Genomic DNA, 23,676 nt, shown 5'->3' with positions numbered 1-23,676 from the left:
CGCCACCGGTAACGCCCTGCGCACGACCCCTGTGGTATGCGCTCGATGGGGTATGGACCCGTCGGTGGCCTGGACCGTACCAGGCAACGTTTACGCAGGTGAGCGGACACCGCAAAGCGTGTCGCGATTTGATGGTGATCACATCCCGAGGTCGTCCCCCACCCGCCGCGCCGCAGACCGCAAGGATGCGGAGTCCGGACCGTGCCTGAGGACGTCCCGGGAGCTGGTCGGCAGCACCCCGCGCAGGTCGTCGCCGAACAGCCGGCGCAGGTCCGCCACGGTCGCGCCCTGGGCGCCGAAGCCCGGCGCCAGGACGTATCCGTGCAGGTCAGACAGGTCGATGTCGAGCCGGTCGAGGGTCGCGCCGACGACCAGGCCGACGTCGCCCAGCGGCTCCGCGCCCGCGTTGCGGCGGGCCGCCTCGTCCACCACCGACTGCGCGACGGAGCCCCCGGAGGGGACCCCCGCGCACTGCACGGAGGCCCCTTCCGGGTTGGACGTGCGGGCGAGCACGAACACGCCGCGCCCGCTCGCCCGTGCGGCTTCGAGCGCCGGCTCCAAGGAGCCGAACCCGAGGTAGGGCGACAGGGTGACCGCGTCACCGGCCAGCGGCGAGCCGTCGGACAGGTACGCCTGCGCGTACGCGGCCATGGTCGACCCGATGTCCCCGCGCTTGGCGTCCACCAGGACGGCCGTTCCGGCGTCCCTGAGGTCCGCCAGGACGCGTTCGAGCACCGCCACGCCTTTCGAGCCGTACGACTCGAAGAACGCCGCCTGCGGCTTCACCAGGGCCACGTGGCCGCCGAACGCCTCCACGCAGGTCAGCGCGAACCGCTCCAGCCCCGGGACGTCCCGGGGCAGCCCCCAGGCGTCCAGCAGGCCGGGGTGCGGGTCGATGCCCACGCAGAGCGGTCCGTGCTGCGAGACGGCCTTGGCCAGCCGCTGGGCGAACGTCATCCCTCACCCCGCAGCGCCGCCTGGAGCGCCTGCAACGGGCGGACGCCGATGTCGCCCCGGATGGCCGCCTCGATGCCGTGCACGGCCGCCGCCGCGCCCTGGATCGTGGTGACGCACGGGATGTCCTTGGCGACCGCCGCGGTGCGGATCTCGTAGCCGTCCACGCGGGGCCCGCTGTTGCCGTACGGGGTGTTGATGATCATGTCGACGTGGCCGTCCAGGATGGCGTCGACGATGTTCTTCTCGCCCTCGAAGTGCTTGCGGACCACCGTGCACGGGATGCCGTTGCGGCGCAGCACCTCGGCCGTGCCCTCGGTGGCCAGCACCTCGAAGCCCAGGTCGGCCAGCCGCTTGACCGGGAAGATCATGGCCCGCTTGTCCCGGTTGGCCACCGACACGAACACCCGGCCCGAGGTGGGCAGGGAGCCGTAGGAGGCGGTCTGGGACTTGGCGAAGGCCGTGCCGAACGACACGTCGATGCCCATGACCTCGCCGGTCGACTTCATCTCCGGTCCGAGCAGCGAGTCCACGCCGTGGCCCTCGGGCGTGCGGAACCGGTGGAACGGCAGCACGGCCTCCTTGACCGCGACCGGGGCGTGCTGGGGCAGCTTGGCCCCGTCCCCGGTGGCCGGCAGCAGGCCCTCCGAGCGCAGCTCGGCGATGGTCGCGCCGAGCATGATCCGGGCGGCGGCCTTGGCCAGCGGCACCGCCGTCGCCTTGGACACGAACGGCACCGTGCGGGACGCGCGCGGGTTGGCCTCCAGCACGTACAGGACGTCGTCCTTGAGCGCGTACTGGACGTTGAGCAGGCCGCGCACGCCGATGCCCTCCGCGATGGCCCGGGTGGACCGGCGGACGTTGTCGATGTCGGTCTCGCCCAGGGTGATCGGGGGCAGGGCGCACGCCGAGTCGCCGGAGTGCACGCCGGCCTCCTCGATGTGCTCCATCACGCCGCCGATGAACACGTCCTCACCGTCGAACAGCGCGTCCACGTCGATCTCGATGGCGTCGTCGAGGAACCGGTCCACCAGCACCGGGTGCTCCGGGGAGACCTCGGTGGCGCGGGCGATGTAGCTCTTCAGCGACTCCTCGTCGTAGACGATCTCCATGCCGCGCCCGCCCAGCACGTAGGACGGGCGGACCAGCACCGGGTAGCCGATCTCGTCGGCGATCTTCTTGGCCTGCGCGAACGAGGTGGCGGTGCCGTACTTCGGCGCGGGCAGGCCCGCGTCGGTGAGCACCTGGCCGAACGCGCCCCGGTCCTCGGCGAGGTGGATGGCGTGCGGCGGGGTGCCCACGACCGGCACACCGGCCTCCTCCAGCCGCCGCGCCAGGCCCAGCGGGGTCTGCCCGCCCAGCTGCACGATGACGCCCACGACGGTGCCCGAGCGCTGCTCGGAGTGCACGACCTCCAGCACGTCCTCGAAGGTCAGCGGCTCGAAGTACAGGCGGTCGGAGGTGTCGTAGTCGGTGGACACGGTCTCCGGGTTGCAGTTGACCATCACCGTCTCGTACCCGGCGGCCCGCAGCGCCATGGCCGCGTGCACGCACGAGTAGTCGAACTCGATGCCCTGGCCGATGCGGTTCGGGCCGGAGCCCAGGATCAGCACCTTCGGCTTGTCCCGCTGCTCGGTCACCTCGGTCTCGGCCTCGGGGTCCAGCTCGTAGGCCGAGTAGTGGTACGGGGTGCGCGCGGCGAACTCGGCGGCGCAGGTGTCGACGGTCTTGAACACCGGCCGCACGCCCAGGCGGTGCCGCAGGTTGCGCACGCCGTCCTCACCGGCCAGTTCGGCGCGCAGCGCGGCGATCTGCCGGTCGGACAGGCCCGCCCGCTTGGCCTTGCGCAGCAGGTCGGCGCCCAGCACGGGGGCGTTCTCGATCTCCCGGCGCAGCTCGACGAGCCAGGCGACCTGCTCGATGAACCACGGGTCGATCTTGGACGCCTCGTACGCCTGCTCGATCGTCGCGCCCAGGCGCAACGCGCGTTCCAGCGTGTAGAGGCGTCCGTCGTGGCCCTTTCGGAGGGCGTCCAGAGTGGACTCCAGCGTCTCGTCCGGGTCGGGCGTGGTCCAGAAACCGCCCGCCTTGGTCTCCATGGACCGCAACGCTTTACCGAGCGCCTCGATGAAGCTGCGGCCGATGGACATCGCCTCGCCGACTGACTTCATCGTCGTGGTGAGCGTCCGGTCCGCGCCGGGGAACTTCTCGAAAGCGAACCGCGGCACCTTCACCACGACATAGTCGAGCGTCGGTTCGAAACTCGCGGGCGTCTCGCCGGTGATGTCGTTGCGGATTTCGTCGAGCGTGTAACCGATGGCGAGTTTCGCGGCGATCTTGGCGATCGGGAAACCGGTCGCCTTGGACGCCAGCGCCGAGGAGCGCGACACCCGCGGGTTCATCTCGATCACGACCATGCGGCCGTTGTCCGGGTTGAACGCGAACTGGATGTTGCAGCCGCCGGTGTCCACGCCGACCTCGCGGATGACCGCGATGCCGACGTCGCGCATCTGCTGGAACTCGCGGTCGGTCAGGGTCATCGCGGGCGCGACGGTCACCGAGTCGCCGGTGTGCACGCCCATCGGGTCGATGTTCTCGATGGAGCACACGACCACGACGTTGTCGTTGCGGTCGCGCATCAGCTCCAGCTCGTACTCCTTCCAGCCGAGCACGCTCTCCTCGATCAGCACCTCGGTGACCGGGGACTCCGCGAGGCCGGTGGCGGCCAGCCGCTCCAGCTCCTCGTGGGTGTGCGCCATGCCCGAGCCGAGGCCGCCCATGGTGAACGACGGCCGGATGACGACCGGGAGGCCCAGCTCCGCGACGGTCTCGCGGACCTCCTCCATGGTCTTGCACACCGCGCTGCGCGGGACGTCGGCGCCGATCTTGCGCACGATGTCCTTGAACATCTGCCGGTCCTCGCCGCGCTGGATGGCGTCGATGTCCGCGCCGATCAGCTCGACGTCGTACTTCTCCAGCACGCCCCGCTCGTGCAGGGCGATGGCGGTGTTCAGCGCGGTCTGGCCGCCCAGGGTGGCCAGGACGGCGTCCGGGCGCTCGGCGGCGATGACCTTCTCCACGAACTCCGGGGTGATCGGCTCGACGTAGGTGGCGTCGGCGAACTCCGGGTCGGTCATGATCGTCGCGGGGTTGGAGTTGACGAGGCTGACCCGCAGGCCCTCCTCGCGCAGCACGCGGCACGCCTGGGTGCCGGAGTAGTCGAACTCGCAGGCCTGGCCGATGACGATCGGACCCGAGCCGATGACGAGCACGTGCTTGAGATCGGTCCTCTTCGGCATGTCAGCGCCCCTGCCCCATCATCGTCACGAACTCGTCGAACAGCGGAGCGGCGTCGTGCGGACCGGCCGCCGCCTCCGGGTGGTACTGCACGCTGAACGCGGGCACCTCCAGGGCGCGCACGCCCTCGACCGTGCCGTCGTTCGGGCAGTAGTGGCTGAGCTGGACGCGGCCGAAGTCGGAGACGAACTCCTCCCCCGGCTCGCCCTCCAGCGCGAACCCGTGGTTCTGCGCGGTGATGGCCACCTTGCCGGTCGCGACGTCGATGACCGGGATGTTGATGCCCCGGTGCCCGTAGCGCATCTTGTAGGTGTCGCGGCCCAGCGCGCGGCCCAGGATCTGGTTGCCGAAGCAGATGCCGAACAGCGGCACCTTGCGGTCGAGCATGTTGCGCGTCAGTTCGATGGCGTGCGCCTGGGTGGCGGGGTCGCCGGGGCCGTTGGACAGGAACACGCCGTCCGGCTTGACCGACAGGATGTCGTCCACGGTGGACGTCAGCGGCAGGACGTGCACCTCGATGCCGCGCGCGGCCATCATCCGCGGGGTGTTGGACTTGATGCCCAGGTCCAGCGCGGCGACCCGGAACCGGCGCTCGCCGATCGCGTCGACCACGTACGGCTTGGGCGTGGTCACGTCGCCCGCGAGGTCCGCGCCCTTCATCTGCGGCGAGTTGCGGACCCGGTCCAGCATCTCCTCGACGCTGCCCAGCTCGTCGCCGGAGAACACGCCCGCGCGCATCGCGCCCTGCTCGCGCAGGTGGCGGGTGAGCATCCGGGTGTCGATGCCCGCGACGCCCACGACGCCCTGGCGGACCAGCTCGTCGTCCAGGCTGCGCTTCGAGCGCCAGTTCGACGGCACCCGCGCGGGGTCGCGCACCACGTAACCGGCGACCCAGATGCGGCTGGACTCGTCGTCCTCGTCGTTCCAGCCGGTGTTGCCGATCTGCGGCGCGGTCTGCACCACGATCTGGCGGTGGTAGGACGGGTCGGTCAGCGTCTCCTGGTACCCGGTCATGCCGGTGGAGAAGACGACCTCGCCGAGGCTCGCGCCGATCGCACCGTAGGACTCGCCTCGGAACACGCGGCCGTCCTCCAGGACCAGCGCCGCGGTTGTCGTTGCCGGAGAAGTCACTTTCGGCCTCCCAGTGCCTGCACCCACTGCTCGTACACGTCCTTGTCGTCGCCGCGGAACCCGGTGTCGAAGGTGTGGCCGGCGTTCTGCCAGCGCACCACCAGCAGGCCGTCCGGGCCCATCACCTTGCCCGCGAGGCCGCGGGCGGTGCGGGCGTCCAGGACGTCCTCCAACGGGATCCACATCGGGCTCGCGCCGGTGCGCTCGACCAGCACACCGGTGTCGGTCAGCTTCAACGTCGCCTCGGCGCGGTGGCCGATGTCGCCCACGGCGACCCGGTCCTGCCAGTTCTCGCCGATGGTCGTGCCCACGTAGACGCCGGTCGCCTCCAGCGTCGCCGCGCCGGGGGCGGCGGGCGGCTGGGGGAAGGCGGGCAGCGCGGACTGGCGCTTCGCGCGGTTCTGCCAGCCGCGCCACATGCCGTAGAGGCACAGCAGGAACACGGCCAGGATCGCCAGGGACAGCAGCACGCGGGTCATGCGGGGATCCTTCCGCTGGTCGCCGTGACGCGCCCGCGCAGCACCGTGGCCACGACCCGGGCGGGCAGCTCCATGCCCTCGAACGGCGTGTTGGCCGAGATGCTGGCCAGCTCCGCGCCGCGCACGGTCCACCGGGCTCCGGGGTCGACCAGGACCAGGTTCGCGGGCTCGCCGACCTCGATCGGCCGGCCCTGGTCGGGCAGCCCGGCGATGGCGGCGGGGCGCTCGCTCATCACCCGCGCCACGCCGCGCCAGTCCAGCAGGTCGGTCTCGACCATGGTCTCCACCACGATCGACAGCGCGGTCTGGAGCCCGAGCATCCCCGGCCGGGCCGCGGACCACTCGCAGTCCTTGTCCTGCACGGCGTGCGGCGCGTGGTCGGTGGCGACGCAGTCGATGACGCCCTCGGCCAGCGCCCGGCGCAGCGCCTGGACGTCGTCGCCGGTCCGCAGTGGCGGGTTGACCTTGTTGACCGGGTCGTAGGTCTCCAGCCGCTCGTCGGTCAGCAGCAGGTGGTGCGGCGTGACCTCGGCGGAGACCTTCGTGCCCCGGGCCTTGGCCCACGCCAGCACGTCCGCGGTGCCGGAGGTGGACACGTGGCAGACGTGCAGCCGGGCGTCGACCTGCTTGGCCAGCAGGCAGTCGCGGGCCACGATGGCCTCCTCGGCGGCGGCCGGCCAGCCCTGCAGGCCCAGGCGCGAAGCCTGCTCGCCCTCGTGGGCCTGCGCGCCGACGGTCAGCCGGGGCTCCTCGGCGTGCTGCGCGACCACCACGTCCAGCGCCTTGGAGTACTCCAGCGCGCGGCGCATGATCAGCGGGTCGTGCACGCAATGGCCGTCGTCGGAGAACACCCGGACGCCGGTCTTGGCCATGGTGCCCAGCTCGGCGAGCTTCTCGCCCTTGAGGCCCACGGTGACCGCGCCGACCGGGTGGACGTCCACCAGACCGACCTCGCGGCCCCGGCGGGCCACGTGCTCGACCACGACCGCGTTGTCCGCGACCGGGTCGGTGTTGGCCATGGCGAAGACCGCCGTGTAGCCGCCCAGGGCCGCCGCGCGCGACCCGGTCTCGATGGTCTCGGTGTCCTCGCGACCCGGTTCCCGCAGGTGGGTGTGCAGGTCGACGAAGCCGGGGAGCAGGACCGCGCCGTCGCCGTCGATGACCTCGGCGTCGTCGTCCTCGACGTCCCCGATCTCCGCGATGACACCGTCGCGGACGAGCACGTCCACGGGATCGCCTTCGCCGTACGGCCGTACTCCCCTGATGATCAGGGTGTTCACGCGGTTTCCTCCTCGTGGGCAAGCAGGTGGTAGAGGACGGCCATGCGCACGTGGACGCCGTTGCGCACCTGGTCGGTGATGGCCGCGCGCGGCGAGTCGGCGACCGACGAGGCGATCTCCATCCCGCGCAGCATCGGACCGGGGTGCAGCACGACGGCGTGGTCGGGCAGCAGGGCCAGGCGGCGCTCGTTGAGGCCGTAGGCGATCGAGTACTCGCGGGCGGACGGGAAGAACCCGCCGTGCATGCGCTCGGCCTGCACGCGCAGCAGCATCACCGCGTCCTGGCTGGGCAGGTCCGCGTCCAGGTCGTGCGAGACGGTGACCGGCCAGCGCTCCACGCCGCTGGGCAGCAGCGTCGGCGGGGCGACCAGGGTGACGTGCGCGCCCAGGGCGGTGAGCAGGTGGACGTTCGAGCGGGCTACCCGGCTGTGCAGGACGTCGCCGACGATGGCGATCCGGCGGTCACGCAGGTCACCCAGCCGCTCGCGCAGCGTGGCCGCGTCCAGCAGGGCCTGGGTCGGGTGCTCGTGCATCCCGTCGCCGGCGTTCACCACGGACGTGCCGGTGTGCTTGAGCCAGTCGGCCAGCCGGTGGGCCGCCCCGGACGCCGGGTGGCGCACGATGACGCAGTCCGCGCCCGCCGCCGCCAGGGTCAGTGCGGTGTCCCGCAGCGACTCGCCCTTGCTGACGCTGGAGCCCGACGAGGACACGTTGACCACGTCCGCGCTCATCCACTTGCCCGCGATCTCGAAGCTCACCCGGGTCCGGGTGGAGTTCTCGTAGAACATCGTGATCACGGTCCGGCCGCGCAGGGTGGGCAGTTTGCGCACCTCACGGCCCTCCAGCGACTGCTTGAGGTTCGCGGCCGTGTCGAGGATCGCGGTGGCGTCCGCCGGGTCGATGCCCTCGGTGGACAGCAGGTGCCTCACCGCAGCACCACCCCGTCCCGCTGGTCGAACTCCTCCAGCAGCACGTGGACCTCCTCGGACCGGGCGGTGGGGACGTTCTTGCCCACGTAGTCCGCGCGGATCGGCAGCTCGCGGTGCCCCCGGTCGACCAGCACCGCCAGCTGCACGGCGCGGGGCCGGCCGTGGTCGCGCAGGGCGTCCAGGGCGGCGCGGATCGTGCGGCCGGAGAACAGGACGTCGTCCACGAGGACGACGAGGCGGTCGTCGATGCCGCCCTCGGGCAGCCGGGTGGCCTCCAACGGACGAGTCGGGCCCCGGCGCAGGTCGTCCCGGTAGAGGGTGACGTCCAGGGTGCCGGTCGGTACCGCCACCGAGCTGAATTCCTTGATCTTCGCCGCGAGGCGGCGGGCGAGCGGAGCACCTCGACTTGGAATCCCCATCAGGACTACTTCGGGTGCGCTCGGTGCATCGAGAGCCGTCTTCTCGATGATCTGATGGGCCATTCGGGCGACAGTGCGCGCGACGTCGCCGGCCGAGAGAAGCTCGCGCTCCCCGGCCGGGTCCGTCGCGCCACGTTGACGTGGCGCCACGGTTGGACCTCCTTCCCCGCCTCGCTGGACGGGTCCTTAAAGGACGTCGGACACCCGGTTGTGACCGGGTTGACCAGCACCGTATCAGGCTCCGGGGGTCAATCGACCGGGTGGTCCACGTGGTCTCGCCCACCCGGGCCGGCGAGATCAGCTTGACCTGGTGACCACGGAGAGCAATCATTACTCTGCGTATTGATCTAAGCCTCCCCGCGGCAGTCCCCTACCGGCTGACGGGGCGAATGAACGGAGAACCGCCACATGGGCGACTACGCCAAGGCGCTGGGGGCAAAGCTCCGCGCGATCCGCCAGCAGCAGGGCTTGTCTTTGCACGGCGTCGAGCAGAAGTCCGGCGGTCGCTGGAAGGCCGTGGTCGTCGGCTCGTACGAGCGCGGAGACCGAGCCGTGACCGTGCAGAAGCTCGCGGAGCTGGCCGACTTCTACGGTGTCCCGGTCGCGGAGCTGCTCCCCGAGGGTCGCGTGCCCTCGGGCGCCGAACCCGCGACGAAGATCGTGATCAACCTCGAACGGCTGCAACAGCTCCCGGCGGAGAAGGTGGGCCCGCTCGCGCGGTACGCGGCCACCATCCAGAGCCAGCGCGGCGACTACAACGGCAAGGTCCTCTCCATCCGCACCGAGGACCTGCGCTCCCTGGCGATCATCTACGACATGACGCCGGGCGAGCTGACCGAGCAGCTCATCGACTGGGGCGTGCTGCCTCCCGAGGCCCGACCGGCCAAGGAAGACTGAACGACCCACGAGGGACGGACCCGGCCGCTCACGTGGAGGGCGGCCGGCGGACGTGCGCTCCGACAGCAGGGCATCCGCCGCACCACGCTCGGGCACACGAAAACCCCCGGCCGCCGCAAGCAGCCGGGGGTCGCGTGACGCGCGTCTAGAGCACCGCTCGGAGCTGGTCCGCGATGACCGCGATCCGGCCCAGCACGCCGTTGACGAACCGGGGCGAGTCGTCGGTCGACAGCTGCTTGGCCAGCTCGACCGCCTCGTCGATGGCCACCGCGTCCGGCACGTCCGCCGCCCACAGCAGCTCGTACAGGCCGACCCGCAGCACCGCCCGGTCCACCCCGGGCATGCGCTGCAGCGTCCAGCCCTCCGAGTGCTCGGAGATCAGGTCGTCGATCCGGGCCCGGTGCGCGGTGACGCCCTCGACCAGGCCCACCGTGTAGTCGTTGATCGGCGGGACGTCCGGGGAGCCCACCCGCTCCGCGAGCAGGGTCACCGGGTCCATGGCCCGCAGGTCGGCCTCGTACAGGACGTCGACCGCGCGCTTGCGGGCCTTGCTCCGAGCGCCCATGTCAGTTGTTGACCCGGCCGAGGTAGCGGCCGTCGCGGGTGTCGACCTTGATCTTCTCGCCGGTCGTCACGAACAGCGGGACCTGGATCTCCGCGCCGGTCTCCAGGGTGGCGGGCTTGGTGCCGCCGGTGCTGCGGTCGCCCTGCAGGCCCGGGTCGGTGTGCTGGATGACCAGCTCGACGCTGGTCGGCAGCTCCACGAACAGCGGGACGCCCTCGTGGGTGGCGACCATCGCCTCCTGGTTCTCCAGCATGTAGTTGGCGGCGTCGCCCACGGTCTCGGCCGGGACCGGGATCTGGTCGTAGGTCTCGCCGTCCATGAAGATGAAGTCGGAACCCTCCTTGTACAGGTAGGTCATGTTCCGCTTGTCCACGGTGGCCGTGTCGACCTTGGTGCCCGCGTTGAAGGTCTTGTCCACGACCTTGCCGGACAGGACGTGCTTCAACGTGGTGCGCACGAAGGCGCCGCCCTTGCCCGGCTTGACGTGCTGGAACGCGGTGACGGTCCACAGCTGGCCGTCGAGGTTCAGCACCAGGCCGTTCTTGAGGTCGTTGGTCGTGGCCACGGGTGGGCTTCTCCTGTTACGTGTGTTCGGGCGTCAGACGACCACTAGCTCTTTCGTGGTCAGGGTGAGGAGTTCGGGGCCGCCTTCGCGCACCACGAGCGTGTCCTCGATGCGGACTCCGCCCCTCCCGGCCAGGTACACACCGGGTTCGACGGTGACCGTCATACCGGGCAGAAGTGTACCGTCACCCGCCTTCGACAGCGCCGGAGCCTCGTGGATCTGCAGGCCCACGCCGTGCCCCAGACCGTGCAGGAACTGCTCCCCGTAGCCCGCCTGCTCGATCACCTCGCGCGCCGCCCGGTCCACGTCCGACACCGCCGCGCCCGGCACGAGCGCGTGCCGCCCGGCCGCCTGCGAGGTCGCGACCAGCTCGTACAGCTCCCGCTGCCAGTCCGCGGCCGGGCCGACGACCAGGGTGCGGGTCATGTCGGAGTGGTAGCCGTCGACCAGCGCGCCGAAGTCCAGCTTCACGAAGTCGCCCGCGTGCACGACCGCGTCGGTGGGCCGGTGGTGCGGGACGGCGGAGTTCGCGCCGGTCGCCACGATCGACTCGAAGCTGGGGCCGGCCGCGCCGTGGTCGAGCATCCGGCTCTCCAGCTCGCGCGCGATCTCCCGCTCGGTGCGGCCCGCGCGCAGGCCGCCGTGCTCGATGAGGCTCGCCAGCGCCCGGTCGGCGGCGGCGCACGCCATGCGCAGCGCCTCGACCTCCGCGTCGTCCTTGACCAGCCGCAACTGCTCGACCAGGCCGGGCGCGCGGACCAGCTCGACGTCCTCGGCGGCCTCGCCCAGCGCGTCCAGGCCCTCGACGGTGACGTGGTTGCTCTCGAAACCCGCGCGCCGGTTGCCGTCCTTGTGCGCGCGCTGGGCCAGCGCGAGGTCGCAGGGCCGGTCGATGACCCGCTCCAGGTCCGGCACCTGGCGCTCGGCCTGGGTGAGGTAGCGGCCGTCGGTGCAGAACACGCTGGCGGCGTCCGACTCGGCGGACACCAGGAGCGCGGCGTTGGACCCGGTGAACCCGGTGAGGTAGCGGATGTTGAGCAGGTTGGTCACCAGCAGGGCGTCCAGCTCCCGGTCCCGGAGCGTGGCGCGCAGGGCGGCGCGGCGTGTCGCGTGCGGCATACCCGCAGCCTAGAGGCATCGGCGTGGGTTCACAGTGGCCTAGGGTGGGCCCATGCGCAGGTGGCTGCCCCGAGGGCTCTGGATGGGATTGCTGCACGGCGGGGTGCAGGTCGGCACGGACGCGGTGGCCGTGCACAGCCCCGGGGCCTCGTCGTCGCTGCGCTACATCGCGCTGGGTCTGGTGCTCGTGGCGGGCGTGCTGTGGGGCGCGCTGGACGCGTGGCGGCAGCTGGAGGGGCCGGGCATGGTCTGGTTCTTCGCGGCGCTGGTGGCCGGGCCGGTCGCCGGGGTGGCCGGGGTGGCCGGCAAGTCGCTGGTGGTCGACCAGACGGGTTTGGAGTCGCTGGGTGCGGCGCTGACCGGTGGCGCGGCGTTCACGGCGTTGCTGGTCATGGCGTCGGCCGGCATCGGGCTGGCGCTCGGCAACGCCTTGCCACAGCCCGACGGGTCCCGTTCCCGCTAGCGGTTCCGATCCCGTTAGCGGTTCGAGGCGCCCGCTAGCGGTTCAGGGCGCCCGCGTGGTCGAAGGCGTCCCACTGCTGCTGGGTGACCGGTGTGACCGGCGACGAGTTCAGCTTCGCCACCTCCTCCGGCCCCACCCGCCACAGCTTGCCGTCCACCAGCAGTCCGGTCTGGCCGTTGGGCGCGCGCACCGCCTTCACGCCGGCCGGGATGCGGGCCACCACGGGCAGCTCGTCCACGATGTCCGGGCGCTGGGCGAGAACGCGGGTGGCCAGGCGGTCGGTCACCGATCGGCGTTCCACCCGGACCACCTTGCCGTCCACGACCAGGTCGATGGTGTTCTCCGGGGACGGCACCGCGAACCCGTTGAGCACCGACGCCTGCGCCTTGGTGCGGCAGCCCGGGATGTTGACCAGGTCCAGGCCGAAGTGGCCGATGTCGGTGGGCGCGCCCGCCGCGCCGGTGACGGTGGCGCGCATGACGTCCACGGACATCCGCCCGCAGGGGTCCTCGGCGGAGATCGGCGCGTGGCCCTCCGGCGTCCGGACCAGGCCGGGGCCTTCCTTCCACGGGCCGGGGATGTGGAGCGGCGGGAACGGCTGGGTGGCGAAGTCGTGGTTCCAGAAGGTCAGCGTGGTGCCCGCGTCGGTCGAGTGGGCGATCAGGAAGGCCCGCAGCGCGTCCACGTACATCCAGTCGGCGCTGAACGCGTCCACCACGGACCGGGTGCGTGGCTTGCGGGTGTCGGCGACCTTCTCCCAGCCGGCCGCGCCGAGCGCCTCGACCTGGCTGCCGAAGGTCGGGTCCTTGGCGCGCAGCACGAACTGACCCGCGCCGTTCCAGCCGGCGGCCTTGGCGGTGGTGTCGGTGAAGAGCAGGTAGAACCAGCCGTCCACGTACACCGCGGACGGCTGGCCGCTGCCGTAGTGGTTGTCCCGGATGGTGTCGTTGGCCGGGCCGAGGATCGGGTTGCCGCCCGCCGCGCGGGTCCAGTTGATGCCGTCCGGGCTGGTGGCGACGCCGACCAGGCTGCCGAACGGCACGTCGCCGGGCGCGCCCGTGTAGTACATGTAGTAGGTGCCGCCGACCTTGAGGACGGACGGGTCGCAGGTGTGCACGCCGTCCCAGCCGTGGGTGCTGCCGGACAGGACGGCCAGCGCGGAGCTGCCGTCGGGCCCGGCGAACCCGCCGTCCGGGGAGGCGCTGTCGGCGTAGAGGACGTCGTCACCGCCGGGTTCGGCGTGGCGGACCTGGCTGCACCACCACATCCGGTACCGGCCGCCCTCCAGCATCACGGAGGGGGCGTAGTTGTACGGGGCCTCGAAACCCGCGGCGATGACGCCGGGGCTCTGCCGGCCGCGGTCGGTGGTGACGGGCTTGACCGGCTGCGCGGGTCTGCTCGGCGCGGGCTTCTTCGTCGTGGTCGTCGTCGCCTGGGACGCGGCGGGCGGCGCGGGGTCCGCGACACCGGGGGCGCAGGCGGTGAGGGTCGCGACGGCGAGGGCGCATCCGAGGAGCCTCGTCGGGCCGGGCATGGTCTCCACTTCCGGTTTTGATCACGGGGAGCAACGTGCGGCGACCCCGGTTCCGCATCAGTGTAGAGATCCACTCACCCTCTCGGGTGACTACCGTTCGGACGCGACCAACTCCACCTCGAAACCGTCCGTGTTCTCCAGGTAGGCGGCGTAGTGATCAGGACCACCCGCATGAGGGTGCGTGTCCCCGAACATCAACGCCCATCCGTGCTTCGGGGCCGCTTCGGTCAGCTCGTCCACTCGGCCGCGGGTCGCGACGTGGAAGGCGAGGTGGTTGAGCCCGGTCCCGAGCCTGTGGTGCCGATCGAGGGCGGGCGACTCCTCGACCACGACGTAGGTGGGGCCAAGGCGCCAACTAACCCCGGCGGACCAGCGCTGGTACTCGCTCCAGCCCAACTCGCGCAGCAGCCAGCCGATGCTCGCCTCCGCGCGCCCCAGGTCAGGCACCCAGAGTTCGACGTGGTGCAGCGCCCCGTGGGTCACGCGCCCGCCCGCCGCAGCCCCGCCGTCGGCCGCAGCCCCGCCCGTCACGCCTGGCTCGGTCCGAGTTTGGCGGCCAGCCAGCGGATCGCGAGCGCGTAGCCCTGCACGCCCAGGCCCGCGATCACGCCCTCCGCCACCGCCGAGATGTAGCTGTGCCGCCGGAACTCCTCGCGCTTGTGGACGTTCGAGATGTGCACCTCCACCAGCGGCGCGGTGAGCTGCGAGCACGCGTCCCGCACGGCGACCGAGTAGTGCGTCCACGCGGCCGGGTTGAGCACGACCGGGGTCGCGTCGTCGGCGGCCCGGTGGAGCCAGCCGAGCATCTCGCCCTCGAAGTCGGTCTGCCGCACCTCGACCTCGACGCCCAGCTCGCGGCCGGTGTCCTCGCACAGCCGGACCAGGTCGGCGTACGTGGTCCGGCCGTAGACGTCGGGTTCGCGGGTGCCGAGGCGGCCCAGGTTCGGGCCGTTGAGCACGAGGACCTTCACAGCAGCACGCTCCCGCCGGTCTTCGGCTCGTCGGCGACCGCGGAGTACGCGGCGGCGATCAGCGACGGGTCCGGGCCCTCCAGGCGACCGGGCTTGGCCAGGCCGTCGAGGACCACGAACCTCAGCACGCCGGACCGGTTCTTCTTGTCCGACCGCATGCCCTCCATGAGCTGCGGCAGGGCGTCCGGGTCGTACTTGGTGGGCAGGCCCAGCGCGGTGAGGACGGTGCGGTGCCGGTCGGCGGTCGCGTCGTCCAGGCGACCGGCGAGGCGGGCCAGTTCGGCGGCGAACACCAGGCCGACGCTGATGGCCGCGCCGTGCCGCCACCGGTAGCGCTCGCGGCGCTCGATGGCGTGGCCGAGGGTGTGGCCGTAGTTGAGGATCTCCCGCAGGTCGGACTCGCGCAGGTCGGTGGACACCACGTCCGCCTTGACCTGGATCTTGCGCCGGACCAGTTCCTCGATGACGTCCCCGGTCGGGTCGAGCGCCTTCTCCGGGTCGGCCTCGATGAGGTCGAGGATGACCGGGTCGGCGATGAACCCGCCCTTGACGACCTCGGCCATGCCCGCGACCAGCTCGTTGCGCGGCAGGGTCTCCAGGGTGGCCAGGTCGACGAACACGGCGTGCGGCTCGTAGAACGTGCCGACGAGGTTCTTGCCCGCGTCGGTGTTGATGCCGGTCTTGCCGCCGATGGCCGCGTCCACCATGCCCAGCAGGGTGGTCGGGACGTTGACCAGCTTCACGCCGCGCATCCACGTGGAGGCGACGAACCCGGCGAGGTCGGTCACCGCGCCGCCGCCGAGGCCGATGACCGCGTCGGTGCGGCCCAGGCCGATCTGGCCGAACACGTTCCAGCAGTAGCCCGCGACGCGCAGGTCCTTGCCGTCCTCGGCGTCGGGCACCTCGACCCGGTGGGCGTCGACGCCCGCCTCCGCCAGCTCCGCGCGGACCGCCTCGGCGGTCTCGGCGAGCGTCGGCGTGTGGACGATCGCCGCTTTGGCCGTGCCGCGCAGGCCCTCCACCAGGTCGCCGAGCAGGCCGCGACCCACCAGCACGTCGTACGGCCGCTCCGCGGCCACGCGGATGCGCACCGGCTCGCCCATCACCACTCCTCTTGTCGGGTCACCATTCGACCACGGTCGCTTCCAGCACGTTCGCGCCCCACACCCCGGCGAGCACGTCGGCCTGTTCCCGCAACGCCTTCCGGACGGCCCCTTTGACACGGGACCACCCTTCGACGCGGAAGATCATCGTCCTGCCGCTGAACTCGTACCGCCACGCCCCCGCGACACGCCCCTTGACCACCACGGCCCCGGGACTGCCCACCGGCCGCCACACCCGCTTGGCCACGTCCGGCTCGGCGACCAGCCACCGCGGCCCCAGCAGGTAGGGATCACGCGGGAACAGCAGCAACCCGGCCGGCGGTTCAGGCGCGTCGGCGGCGAAGAAGTCGGCCGCAGCGGGGGCGGCGGGGGCGGCGGTGTCGGTGGCGGTGTCGGCGAGGGTCAGCAGCTTCTTGCCCTCGACCGTCACCGGCCGCAGGTCGGGCCAGTCGGTCCGCGGCCCCGCTCCGAGCCACTTCTCCACGTCGGGTTTGGTGAACGGACCCACGTACCGGACGTAGTCCCGGAGCAGGGGAGACTCGCCCTCCTCGTTCGGCCCGGGTGCGCGGAAGACCAGCTTCGCGCCGCGCGGTTCCAGCTCGATGCCCGCCAGCAGCGTCCCCAGCCGGAACAGCCCCTCGATGACGTGCTCCACCTTGCACGACGGGCAGTACGGCGTGGCGCGCTTGGGCAGCAACGGGCTGATCGCGCCCGACAACCCGCCCTTCGTGGCCGTCTCGCCGGGGAACTCGCGGCGCATCAACTCCACCACGAGATCCACATCGGACAGTTCCGGCGCGGGCATCCCGCCGCACCACGCCTGCAACTGCTTCGGCGTGCGCGGGCGCAGCAGCCGCCGCAACCCCGGAACGTCGGCCGCCCGGTGCAGGTGCGGCGCGCCGCGCAGGCTCAGCACGCGCACCAACTCCTCGTCGCCCCACAACTCCGCCGGTTCCCGCACGCCACCCGGGAACCGGTCGAGCCTGTGGTGGGCGCGCACCGCCAGGGCGGCGGCACCCGTGTTCGGCGGGCTGTCGACCACGCCGAGTGCGAGCACGCCCAGGTCGCCGTCGTGCAGCCCCTGCACCGCGGCGCGGTGCGCGAGGACACGAGCGGCGGTCACGTCCACCGGGTCAGGTCCGTTCCGCCTTCGCCAGGACGGCGTCGACCACCTGCTCCGGCTCCAACTGGTCGGTGCCCACCTCGATGGTGGCGACCTCCCGGTACAGCGGGAGCCGGGCGTCCAGCAGCGCCTTGAAGGTGGCGCGCGGGTTCACGCCGGCCAGCAGGGGCCGCGCGGTGGACAGGCCCGTCCGCCGCACGCCCTCGGCCATGCCGACGTTGAGGAACACCACGGTGTGCGCCGCCAGCCGCGCGCGGGTCGCGGCGGACAGCACCGCGCCGCCGCCCAGCGCCAGCACGCCGTCGTGCTCGGCCAGGCCCTTCGCGACCGCCTCCTCCTCCAGCGCCCGGAACGCGGGTTCGCCGTCGGTGGTGAAGATGTCGGCGATGGGTTTGCCGGCGGTGGCGACCACGTCCTCGTCGGTGTCCCGGAAGGCCACCCCGAGCCGGGCCGCGAGCAACTGCCCCACGGTCGTCTTGCCCGCGCCGGGCGGGCCGAGGACGACGTAGCGCGGGCTCACAGCCCCTCCCAGCGGGCCTCCAGGGCCTCCAGGTAGGACGCCACGTTCCGCTTGGTCTCCGCGATCGAGTCGCCGCCGAACTTCTCCAGCGCCGCCTCAGCCAGCACCAGCGCCACCACGGACTCCAGCACCACACCGGCCCGCGGCACGGCGCACACGTCCGACCGCTGGTGGATCGCCACCGCCGGCTCGCCGGTGCGGACGTCCACAGTGGACAGTGCACGGGGGACGGTCGAGATCGGCTTCATGGCGACGCGCACGCGCAGCGGCTCGCCGTTGGTGATCCCTCCCTCCAGCCCGCCCGCCCGGTTCGAGCGGCGCGTCACGCCCTTGGGACCGGTGCCCCGGTCGATCTCGTCGTGCGCCTGGCTGCCCCACCGCTCGGCGGTGGTGAAGCCGTCGCCGATCTCCACGCCCTTCATCGCCTGCACGCCCATCAGCGCGCCCGCGAGCCGCGCGTCGAGCCGGCGGTCCCAGTGCACGTGGGACCCCAGGCCCGGCGGCAGGCCGTACGCGATCACCTCGATCACGCCGCCGACCGTGTCGCCGGCGTCCTTCACCGCCTCGACCTCGGCCACCATCGCCTCGGTGCCGCGCGGGTCGAACGCCCGCACCGGGCTCGCGTCGACCGCGTCGAGGTCGCCCGGACCCGGCACCGGAGCGTCCTCGGGCGTCTTGGCCTTGCCGATCGACACCACGTGGCTGATGACGTCGACGTCGAACACCTGCTTGAGGAAGTGCCGCGCCACCGTGCCCAGCGCGGTACGGGCGGCGGTCTCGCGGGCACTCGCCCGCTCCAGCACCGGCCGGGCCTCGTCGAACCCGAACTTCTGCATGCCGGGCAGGTCGGCGTGGCCGGGCCGGGGCCGCGTGAGGGCCTCGTTGCGGCCGGTCGGCTTCAGCTCGCTCGGGTCGACCGGGTCGGCGGACATCACCTTCTGCCACTTGGGCCACTCGGTGTTGCCGATCCGGACCGCGATCGGCCCGCCCTGGGTGAGCCCGTGGCGGACGCCGCCGAGAATCTCGACCTCGTCGGCCTCGAACCCCATGCGGGGGCTCCGGCCGAACCCGAGGCGTCGGCGCTCCAGTTGGGCGGACAGGTCGGCAGTGGTGACCTCCACCCCGGCGACCATGCCTTCCAGCACGGCTACCAGGGCCGGTCCGTGGGACTCCCCAGCGGTGATCCAGCGCAGCACGCCGCGAATCCTTTCACAGCGTTAACAGCACCGAGAGCCCTGGTTACCGACGTCGCACCCGAACCTGTCCGGTGTGCGCCGCCACTACCCGCCGGCCAGTGACACCAGCCACGTCGCACCGACCAACCCGGGACCGTGCGGCGGCCCGTCCCTGGGTCGCCACAGCGCGATCGTCAGTGTGATGACGCTCGCGAGGACCGCAGCCACGGGCAGCGCAACCCACGACACCGAACCCAGCACCGCGCCCAGCGACCCGGCCAGCTTGACGTCTCCCCCACCCATGGAGGCCGGTGACAGCTTGTGCACCGCCAAGTGCAGCCCGAAGTACGCCAAGCCGCCGCCCAGAGCCCGCGCGAGGTCCGCCCCGCACACCGCCAGCACGCCGCCCACCAGCGGGTACGCGGGCAGGGTGAGGAAATCGGGGAGGCGTCGGTGCCGGAAGTCCACGACGGACAACAGCACGCCGAGCCAGGCGACCAAGAACGGCACCGGCAGCCACCGGGGAGGAACTCCGGCGGACAGCGCCCACAGGCCGGCTGTGGGCAGCGCGCACCACGCCCAGTGGACGGACGCACCGCGCGGGAGCGAGCGCAGCAGACGAGCCCCGAAGGCTCCGACCAGAAAGCCTGACAGCGAGTAGATGACCATGGACCCAGCGTGTCCACTGGGCCGTTCGGAGCACAAGGGAAGGCGCGACTGAATGGTCCATTCAGTCGCGCCAGTCGTCGAAAGAGGAGGTCATCGCCGCCAGGAGAACAAGGCGTCGCCCGCCGCCACCGGACCGTCGGAGGCCTGGTCGAGCAACGCGTCCGCACTGGCGTCCAGCGCGATGACCGGGCAGATCGGGGCGAAGCCGGCAGCCTCGATCTCGGCCGGGTCCCACGTCACGATCGCCTGGCCGGCCCGGACCGACTCACCCTTCACCACGTGCAGGGTGAAGCCCTCGCCCTTGCGCTTCACCGTGTCGATGCCCAGGTGCACCAGCACGGCCGCACCGTCGCCGGTGGCCACGACGAACGCGTGCGGGTGCAGCGTGACGACCGTGCCGTCCACCGGGGACACCACCTCGGCCGCCACCCGGTCCGGCTCCACGGCGATCCCCGGGCCGACCATCGCCTGCGCGAACACCGGGTCCGGCACCTCGGTCAGCGGCACCACGCGCCCGGCGACCGGGCTGCCCACCCGAAGCGTCACAGGAGGTCCTCGATGTCGCTCGCGATGGTGTCCGCCTCCGGGCCCACGACCACCTGGACGACGTTGCCCTGCCGCATGACGCCGTGCGCGCCGAGCTTCTTCAGCGCCGCCTCGTCCACGACCGAGCCGTCCTCCAGCTCGCAGCGCAGCCGCGTGATGCACGGCTCGATCTCGATGATGTTGTCCGCCCCACCGAGCGCGGCGAGGATCCCAGCCGCCTTGTCGTCCGCCACTTCGCAGTCCTCTCTCGACACACCTGTGGTGAGGGTGCCACCGCTCGGCCACGGTCGCGTAACGGCGGTTGACACCCGCTTGGCGCGCGGAGCATCCTCCCCGCACCAACTGGTCTAGACCGGAAAGTACCAATCCCGGTCTGCGAGCGCGAGCACGGGGAGGTGTCATGAACCGCGACGAGATCGTCGACGGGCCCAAGCCCAAGCACGCCCAGCTCCGCGACATCCTGCGGCGCATGGCCGAGCAGGAGCTGCCCCCCGGCTCCCCGATCCCGTCCGAGCGCGACCTCGCCCAGCTCTACCGGGTCTCCCGGATCACGGTGCGCGCCGCGGTCGGCCAGCTCGTCGCCGAAGGGCTGTTGACCAGGGCCAAGGGCCGGGGCACGTTCACCGCCCGCCGCCGGATGGACGCCCAGCTCTACCTGGAGTCGTTCACCGACGACATGCGCCGGCGGGGGTCCACCCCCGCGACCGGGGTGCTGAGGTGCGCCGAGGAGGTCCCGCCGCCGTCGGCGGCCGCCGCCCTGGGCCTGCCCCCGCACGAGCCCGCGTGCCACGTGGTCCGCCTGCGGCTGGCCGACGGGGTGCCGCTGGCCGTGGAGCGCGGCTGGTACAGCCGGCGGGTCGTCCCCGACCTGCACCGGCACGACCTGACCGGCTCCCTCTACTCGCTGCTCGCCGACACCTACGGCGTCCAGCTCGACCACGCGGATCAGACGGTCTGGGCCGAAGGCGCGGACCCGGAGACCGCGCGGTTGCTGGGCGTGCGAACCGGCAGTCCGCTGCTGGTCTTCCGCCGGGTCACCAGCTCCGCCGGCCGGCCCGTGGAAGACATGACGTCCTGGTACCGGGGCGATCTCTACCAGGTGACCATGCAACTGGACCGGACCGTCCCGGAATCCGGCCCTTTCTCCGCCAAGGGAGGTAACCCATGAGCGCCAGCGCCCCTCAGGCGACCGGCGGTCGAGAGATCAAGGGTCTCGCTGCTCTCCAGCGGTTCGGTCGCAGTCTCATGCTGCCGATCGCCTCGTTGCCGGCCGCGGCACTCTTGCTGCGACTCGGACAGGACGACCTGCTCGGCAAGGACGGCCTGGGCTGGAACCAGGTGGCCGCCGTCATCGGCGGCGCCGGCGGTGCCATCTTCGGCGCCCTGCCGCTGCTGTTCGCCGTGGGCGTGGCCATCGGTTTCGCCCGGCGCGGTGACGGCTCGACCGCACTGGCCGCGGTCGTGGGCTTCGTGGTGCTCGAAGGCGTCTTCAAGGCCATGTCGCCGATCATGCTGCCGCTGCCCGCGGACGCACCCGCGACGGCCAAGCAGGAACTGATCAACTACTCGGTGCTGGCGGGCATCGTCGTCGGCCTGATCACCGCCGTGCTGTGGCAGCGGTACCACCGCATCAAGCTGCCCCCGTACCTGGCGTTCTTCGGCGGCCGCCGGTTCGTGCCGATCATCGTCGCGGGCGTCATGATCGTCGTCGGCGTGCTGATGAGCCTGGTCTACCCCGGGTTCGACAAGGGCCTGGAGTGGGTCGGCAAGACCATCTCCGACAGCACGATCGTCGGCGCGGGCATCTACGGCGTGATCAACCGCCTGCTCATCCCGCTGGGCCTGCACCACATCCCGAACACGTTCATCTGGCAGGTCGTGGGCGAGTACGAGGGCAAGACCGGCGACCTCAACCGGTTCTTCGCGGGCGACCCGACCGCGGGCACGTTCATGACCGGCTTCTTCCCGATCTTCATGTTCGCCCTGCCGGCCGCGGCGCTGGCGATCATCCACACGGCCCGCCCGGCGCAGAGGAAGATCATCGCCGGCATCATGGGCTCGGCCGCGCTGACCTCGTTCATCACGGGTGTCACCGAGCCGCTGGAGTTCGCGTTCATGTTCGTGGCGTGGCCGCTGTACGTGATCCACGCGATCCTCACCGGCACCTCGCTGGCGATCAGCAACGCCCTGGGCATCCGCGACGGCTTCGGCTTCTCCGCGGGCGCCATCGACTACCTGATCAACTTCAACATCGCCGAGAAGCCGCTGCTGATCATCGTCCTCGGCCTGATCTACGCGGTGATCTACTACTTCCTGTTCCGCTTCGTCATCCAGAAGTGGAACCTGCGCACACCGGGTCGCAACGAGGACGAGGACCCGGAGGCCGACCCGAGCGTGGTGGAGACCGCGAACGGCGGCGGCAAGGGCGACAAGAAGGACGGCAAGTCCGGCGCGCCGGCGTCCTGACCTGCACTCCGTGAACGACGAAAGGACGGATCATGCCTGAGCGACGGGTCACCGTGGCGAGCAAGGTGGGCCTGCACGCCCGCCCGGCGGCGGTGCTGGCCAAGGCGGCGGCCGGTCAGCCGGTGAAGGTCACCATCCGCAAGGAGGACGGCCAGCCGGTCGAGGCGGCCAGCGTGCTCGGCCTGATGACACTCGGGGCGATGCACGGCGACGAGGTCGTGCTGGCGGCCGACGGCGAAGGCGCGGACGCCGCGCTGGAAGCCATCGCGTCCATCATCGCGACCGACCTCGACGAGGCCTGATCCACTCCCGGGAGGCCCTGCCCGCACCCTCGCGCGGGCAGGGCCTCCTCAGTCCTCGGTCCCGCAGCACCGCCGGATGACGGACAGCGCCGAGGGCGCGAAGCTGTTGGAGCAGACCACGGCCAACCCCATGGACCAGGTCGCCGAGCACTTCCGGGTGGCGGCGAGGAGGGTCCACCAGGGCGGGGCGATGCGGGCCTGGCGCCAGGCGTCGAAGCGGACGATGGTGGCCGGTGTCCCCGCGACGGAGGGAGGTCAGGGAGGTGCTCGTAGTCGTAGCGGGACGCCGAGATCAGCGGCGCCTTCCCGGCCACGTGCCTACTCGCCCAGGGGTAGCGGGAGGACGTTGTCGGTGGCGGCTCGGAGGGCGGCTCGCATCGCCTCGCGGGGAGCGGGTTGGCCGGTGAACTGTTCGGACTGGCCGAAGGCCTGGTGCATCAGCATGTCCAAGCCGGTCGCCAACGCCCGCCCCCGCTTCTCCACCGCGTAAGCCAAAGGCGTGGGCCACGGGTGGTAGATGACGTCGAGTGCACAAGGCGATTCGGCCAGTTCCGACGCGATCGGCTCGGTGGCCGCGGGCGGAACGGTGCTGACCAACACGTCCGAAGAAGCCGCCAGCTCGGCGAAGTCCGCGTCCTCCCAAGGGATCAGGGTCAGCGCGACCCCGGCACGTTCAGCACACGCCGAAGCCTCGCCGGCACGGCTCACCGACCGTACGACCAACGACACGTCCCGTACGCCCACGGAAGCCAACGCCACCAAAGCCGCCGTCGCCGTGCCGCCCGCACCCAGCAACACGCCGCGAGAACCAGCAAAAAAACCGCACTCCGCCCGTAGAGCGCCCAAGACCCCATCCACGTCGGTGTTGTCGGCGTGCCACCCCGCACCGCGAGGCACCAAAGTGTTGGCCGCCCCTACCAAAGCAGCCCGCGGAGAAACCGAAGACGCAACGGCCAGAGCGGCGCGCTTGCCGGGCATGGTGACCGACAAGCCGACCCACGACGAGTCCAACCCCCGGACCAACGGCTCGACGCCGTCCTCCGCGCACTCGATGCGCCCGTACGACCACTCCGACAAACCCAGAGCCTCGAAGGCCGCGTTGTGCAGCACCGGGGACAGCGAGTGCGACACCGGTGACCCGATCACCGCGGCGTGACGAACGGCCACGG

At 71.7% G+C, this 23,676-nt stretch carries 26 protein-coding genes; 5 read left to right on the top strand and 21 right to left on the bottom strand.

Translation table 11 applies throughout. The annotated features are described in order from the left end of the window. Positions 1-138: 138 nt before the first annotated feature. From pyrF to pyrR, 7 genes are read right to left on the bottom strand one after another with little or no spacing between them, the layout of a single operon-like run. Positions 139-957 carry an orotidine-5'-phosphate decarboxylase gene (gene pyrF / locus RIN75_RS26975; protein ID WP_309114831.1) on the bottom strand — a complete coding sequence of 273 codons (819 nt, stop codon included), beginning with the start codon at positions 955-957 and terminating at the stop codon, positions 139-141. Continuing rightward, positions 954-4,253 carry a carbamoyl-phosphate synthase large subunit gene (gene carB, locus RIN75_RS26970; RefSeq protein WP_309114830.1) on the bottom strand — a complete coding sequence of 1,100 codons (3,300 nt, stop codon included), beginning with the start codon at positions 4,251-4,253 and terminating at the stop codon, positions 954-956. The genes pyrF and carB overlap by 4 nt, the downstream gene beginning before the upstream one ends. Position 4,254: 1 nt before the next feature. Then, the gene (gene carA / locus RIN75_RS26965) at positions 4,255-5,382 is read right to left on the bottom strand and encodes a glutamine-hydrolyzing carbamoyl-phosphate synthase small subunit (protein ID WP_309114829.1); all 1,128 of its coding nucleotides are present in this window, start codon (positions 5,380-5,382) and stop codon (positions 4,255-4,257) included. Then, entirely contained in the window at positions 5,379-5,861 is a 483-nt protein-coding gene (locus tag RIN75_RS26960) for a transporter (protein WP_309114828.1), read from the bottom strand. Before RIN75_RS26960 ends, carA begins: the two co-directional genes overlap by 4 nt. After that, positions 5,858-7,141 carry a dihydroorotase gene (locus RIN75_RS26955; RefSeq protein ID WP_309114827.1) on the bottom strand — a complete coding sequence of 428 codons (1,284 nt, stop codon included), beginning with the start codon at positions 7,139-7,141 and terminating at the stop codon, positions 5,858-5,860. Before RIN75_RS26955 ends, RIN75_RS26960 begins: the two co-directional genes overlap by 4 nt. Next, positions 7,138-8,070: an aspartate carbamoyltransferase catalytic subunit gene (locus RIN75_RS26950; protein ID WP_309114826.1), complete on the bottom strand. Its 933-nt coding sequence runs from the start codon at positions 8,068-8,070 to the stop codon at positions 7,138-7,140. The genes RIN75_RS26955 and RIN75_RS26950 overlap by 4 nt, the downstream gene beginning before the upstream one ends. Next, a complete protein-coding gene (pyrR, locus tag RIN75_RS26945) occupies positions 8,067-8,639 on the bottom strand; it encodes a bifunctional pyr operon transcriptional regulator/uracil phosphoribosyltransferase PyrR (protein WP_309114825.1) in 573 nt (190 codons plus the stop codon). Before pyrR ends, RIN75_RS26950 begins: the two co-directional genes overlap by 4 nt. A gap of 258 nt (positions 8,640-8,897) precedes the next feature. Between pyrR and RIN75_RS26940 the strand changes: the two genes are divergently transcribed. Beyond that, positions 8,898-9,386: a transcriptional regulator gene (locus RIN75_RS26940; RefSeq protein ID WP_015103676.1), complete on the top strand. Its 489-nt coding sequence runs from the start codon at positions 8,898-8,900 to the stop codon at positions 9,384-9,386. A gap of 145 nt (positions 9,387-9,531) precedes the next feature. Here the strand turns inward: RIN75_RS26940 and nusB are convergent, their stop codons facing one another. Genes nusB through RIN75_RS26925 form a run of 3 tightly spaced genes read right to left on the bottom strand, consistent with a single transcriptional unit; the run spans position 9,532 to position 11,635 of the window. Further along, complete coding sequence (nusB, locus tag RIN75_RS26935) at positions 9,532-9,951, bottom strand: transcription antitermination factor NusB (RefSeq protein WP_309114824.1); 420 nt, start codon at positions 9,949-9,951, stop codon at positions 9,532-9,534. Between the two features lies 1 nt (position 9,952). Beyond that, a complete protein-coding gene (efp, locus tag RIN75_RS26930; RefSeq protein ID WP_309114823.1) occupies positions 9,953-10,516 on the bottom strand; it encodes an elongation factor P in 564 nt (187 codons plus the stop codon). Positions 10,517-10,549: 33 nt separating this feature from the next. Then, a complete protein-coding gene (locus RIN75_RS26925; RefSeq protein WP_309114822.1) occupies positions 10,550-11,635 on the bottom strand; it encodes a Xaa-Pro peptidase family protein in 1,086 nt (361 codons plus the stop codon). Positions 11,636-11,687: 52 nt separating this feature from the next. On the opposite strand from RIN75_RS26925, the gene RIN75_RS26920 reads away from it, so the two are divergent. Continuing rightward, positions 11,688-12,098, top strand: a complete 411-nt coding sequence (locus tag RIN75_RS26920) for a B-4DMT family transporter (protein ID WP_309114821.1) — start codon at positions 11,688-11,690, stop codon at positions 12,096-12,098. A 34-nt stretch (positions 12,099-12,132) separates the two neighbouring features. On the opposite strand, the gene RIN75_RS26915 is transcribed toward RIN75_RS26920, so the two are convergent. The 10 genes from RIN75_RS26915 to RIN75_RS26870 all read right to left on the bottom strand — a co-directional run bounded on the left by RIN75_RS26915 (position 12,133) and on the right by RIN75_RS26870 (position 19,972). After that, positions 12,133-13,632, bottom strand: a complete 1,500-nt coding sequence (locus tag RIN75_RS26915; protein ID WP_309114820.1) for a beta-xylosidase — start codon at positions 13,630-13,632, stop codon at positions 12,133-12,135. Between the two features lie 90 nt (positions 13,633-13,722). Then, positions 13,723-14,163 (bottom strand): VOC family protein, encoded by a 441-nt coding sequence (locus RIN75_RS26910; protein WP_309114819.1) that lies wholly within the window; start codon positions 14,161-14,163, stop codon positions 13,723-13,725. Beyond that, positions 14,160-14,603, bottom strand: coding sequence for a type II 3-dehydroquinate dehydratase (aroQ, locus tag RIN75_RS26905; protein ID WP_309114818.1), 444 nt, complete (start codon positions 14,601-14,603; stop codon positions 14,160-14,162). The genes RIN75_RS26910 and aroQ overlap by 4 nt, the downstream gene beginning before the upstream one ends. Further along, on the bottom strand, positions 14,600-15,706 hold the full coding sequence (gene aroB, locus RIN75_RS26900; protein WP_309114817.1) for a 3-dehydroquinate synthase: 1,107 nt from the start codon (positions 15,704-15,706) through the stop codon (positions 14,600-14,602). Before aroB ends, aroQ begins: the two co-directional genes overlap by 4 nt. 19 nt (positions 15,707-15,725) lie before the next feature. Continuing rightward, entirely contained in the window at positions 15,726-16,829 is a 1,104-nt protein-coding gene (locus RIN75_RS26895) for a DNA glycosylase AlkZ-like family protein (RefSeq protein WP_309114816.1), read from the bottom strand. Positions 16,830-16,839: 10 nt separating this feature from the next. Next, positions 16,840-17,349, bottom strand: a complete 510-nt coding sequence (locus tag RIN75_RS26890; RefSeq protein WP_309114815.1) for a shikimate kinase — start codon at positions 17,347-17,349, stop codon at positions 16,840-16,842. Further along, the gene (aroC, locus tag RIN75_RS26885) at positions 17,346-18,545 is read right to left on the bottom strand and encodes a chorismate synthase (RefSeq protein WP_309114814.1); all 1,200 of its coding nucleotides are present in this window, start codon (positions 18,543-18,545) and stop codon (positions 17,346-17,348) included. The genes RIN75_RS26890 and aroC overlap by 4 nt, the downstream gene beginning before the upstream one ends. 84 nt (positions 18,546-18,629) lie before the next feature. Further along, positions 18,630-19,193: an A24 family peptidase gene (locus RIN75_RS26880; RefSeq protein WP_309114813.1), complete on the bottom strand. Its 564-nt coding sequence runs from the start codon at positions 19,191-19,193 to the stop codon at positions 18,630-18,632. Between the two features lie 90 nt (positions 19,194-19,283). Continuing rightward, entirely contained in the window at positions 19,284-19,739 is a 456-nt protein-coding gene (locus tag RIN75_RS26875; RefSeq protein ID WP_309114812.1) for a PTS glucose transporter subunit IIA, read from the bottom strand. Then, positions 19,736-19,972 (bottom strand): glucose PTS transporter subunit EIIB, encoded by a 237-nt coding sequence (locus RIN75_RS26870; RefSeq protein ID WP_309114811.1) that lies wholly within the window; start codon positions 19,970-19,972, stop codon positions 19,736-19,738. Before RIN75_RS26870 ends, RIN75_RS26875 begins: the two co-directional genes overlap by 4 nt. A gap of 167 nt (positions 19,973-20,139) precedes the next feature. Between RIN75_RS26870 and RIN75_RS26865 the strand changes: the two genes are divergently transcribed. The 3 genes from RIN75_RS26865 to RIN75_RS26855 are packed head-to-tail and all read left to right on the top strand — an operon-like array spanning position 20,140 to position 22,507. After that, complete coding sequence (locus RIN75_RS26865; protein WP_309114810.1) at positions 20,140-20,907, top strand: GntR family transcriptional regulator; 768 nt, start codon at positions 20,140-20,142, stop codon at positions 20,905-20,907. Then, on the top strand, positions 20,904-22,205 hold the full coding sequence (locus tag RIN75_RS26860) for a PTS transporter subunit EIIC (RefSeq protein ID WP_309114809.1): 1,302 nt from the start codon (positions 20,904-20,906) through the stop codon (positions 22,203-22,205). The genes RIN75_RS26865 and RIN75_RS26860 overlap by 4 nt, the downstream gene beginning before the upstream one ends. Before the next feature lie 32 nt (positions 22,206-22,237). Further along, complete coding sequence (locus tag RIN75_RS26855) at positions 22,238-22,507, top strand: HPr family phosphocarrier protein (RefSeq protein ID WP_309114808.1); 270 nt, start codon at positions 22,238-22,240, stop codon at positions 22,505-22,507. Positions 22,508-22,825: 318 nt separating this feature from the next. Here RIN75_RS26855 and RIN75_RS26850 read toward each other — a convergent pair whose 3' ends face one another. Continuing rightward, positions 22,826-23,674, bottom strand: a complete 849-nt coding sequence (locus RIN75_RS26850; RefSeq protein WP_309114807.1) for a shikimate dehydrogenase — start codon at positions 23,672-23,674, stop codon at positions 22,826-22,828. Positions 23,675-23,676 lie beyond the last annotated feature (2 nt).

This window comes from Saccharothrix sp. (assembly GCF_031180885.1).
Lineage (GTDB): Bacteria > Actinomycetota > Actinomycetes > Mycobacteriales > Pseudonocardiaceae > Actinosynnema.
This window is presented reverse-complemented; position numbering and strand designations above follow the sequence as displayed.

What these genes read in the sequence shown, in the direction of transcription:
- pyrF (WP_309114831.1), bottom strand. Translation starts at nt 957, where the DNA reads ATGACGTTCGCCCAGCGGCTGGCCAAGGCCGTCTCGCAGCACGGACCG.
- carB (WP_309114830.1), bottom strand. Translation starts at nt 4,253, where the DNA reads ATGCCGAAGAGGACCGATCTCAAGCACGTGCTCGTCATCGGCTCGGGT.
- RIN75_RS26960 (WP_309114828.1), bottom strand. Translation starts at nt 5,861, where the DNA reads ATGACCCGCGTGCTGCTGTCCCTGGCGATCCTGGCCGTGTTCCTGCTG.
- RIN75_RS26940 (WP_015103676.1), top strand. Translation starts at nt 8,898, where the DNA reads ATGGGCGACTACGCCAAGGCGCTGGGGGCAAAGCTCCGCGCGATCCGC.
- nusB (WP_309114824.1), bottom strand. Translation starts at nt 9,951, where the DNA reads ATGGGCGCTCGGAGCAAGGCCCGCAAGCGCGCGGTCGACGTCCTGTAC.
- RIN75_RS26925 (WP_309114822.1), bottom strand. Translation starts at nt 11,635, where the DNA reads ATGCCGCACGCGACACGCCGCGCCGCCCTGCGCGCCACGCTCCGGGAC.
- RIN75_RS26920 (WP_309114821.1), top strand. Translation starts at nt 11,688, where the DNA reads ATGCGCAGGTGGCTGCCCCGAGGGCTCTGGATGGGATTGCTGCACGGC.
- RIN75_RS26915 (WP_309114820.1), bottom strand. Translation starts at nt 13,632, where the DNA reads ATGCCCGGCCCGACGAGGCTCCTCGGATGCGCCCTCGCCGTCGCGACC.
- aroB (WP_309114817.1), bottom strand. Translation starts at nt 15,706, where the DNA reads ATGGGCGAGCCGGTGCGCATCCGCGTGGCCGCGGAGCGGCCGTACGAC.
- RIN75_RS26880 (WP_309114813.1), bottom strand. Translation starts at nt 19,193, where the DNA reads ATGGTCATCTACTCGCTGTCAGGCTTTCTGGTCGGAGCCTTCGGGGCT.
- RIN75_RS26865 (WP_309114810.1), top strand. Translation starts at nt 20,140, where the DNA reads ATGAACCGCGACGAGATCGTCGACGGGCCCAAGCCCAAGCACGCCCAG.
- RIN75_RS26860 (WP_309114809.1), top strand. Translation starts at nt 20,904, where the DNA reads ATGAGCGCCAGCGCCCCTCAGGCGACCGGCGGTCGAGAGATCAAGGGT.
- RIN75_RS26855 (WP_309114808.1), top strand. Translation starts at nt 22,238, where the DNA reads ATGCCTGAGCGACGGGTCACCGTGGCGAGCAAGGTGGGCCTGCACGCC.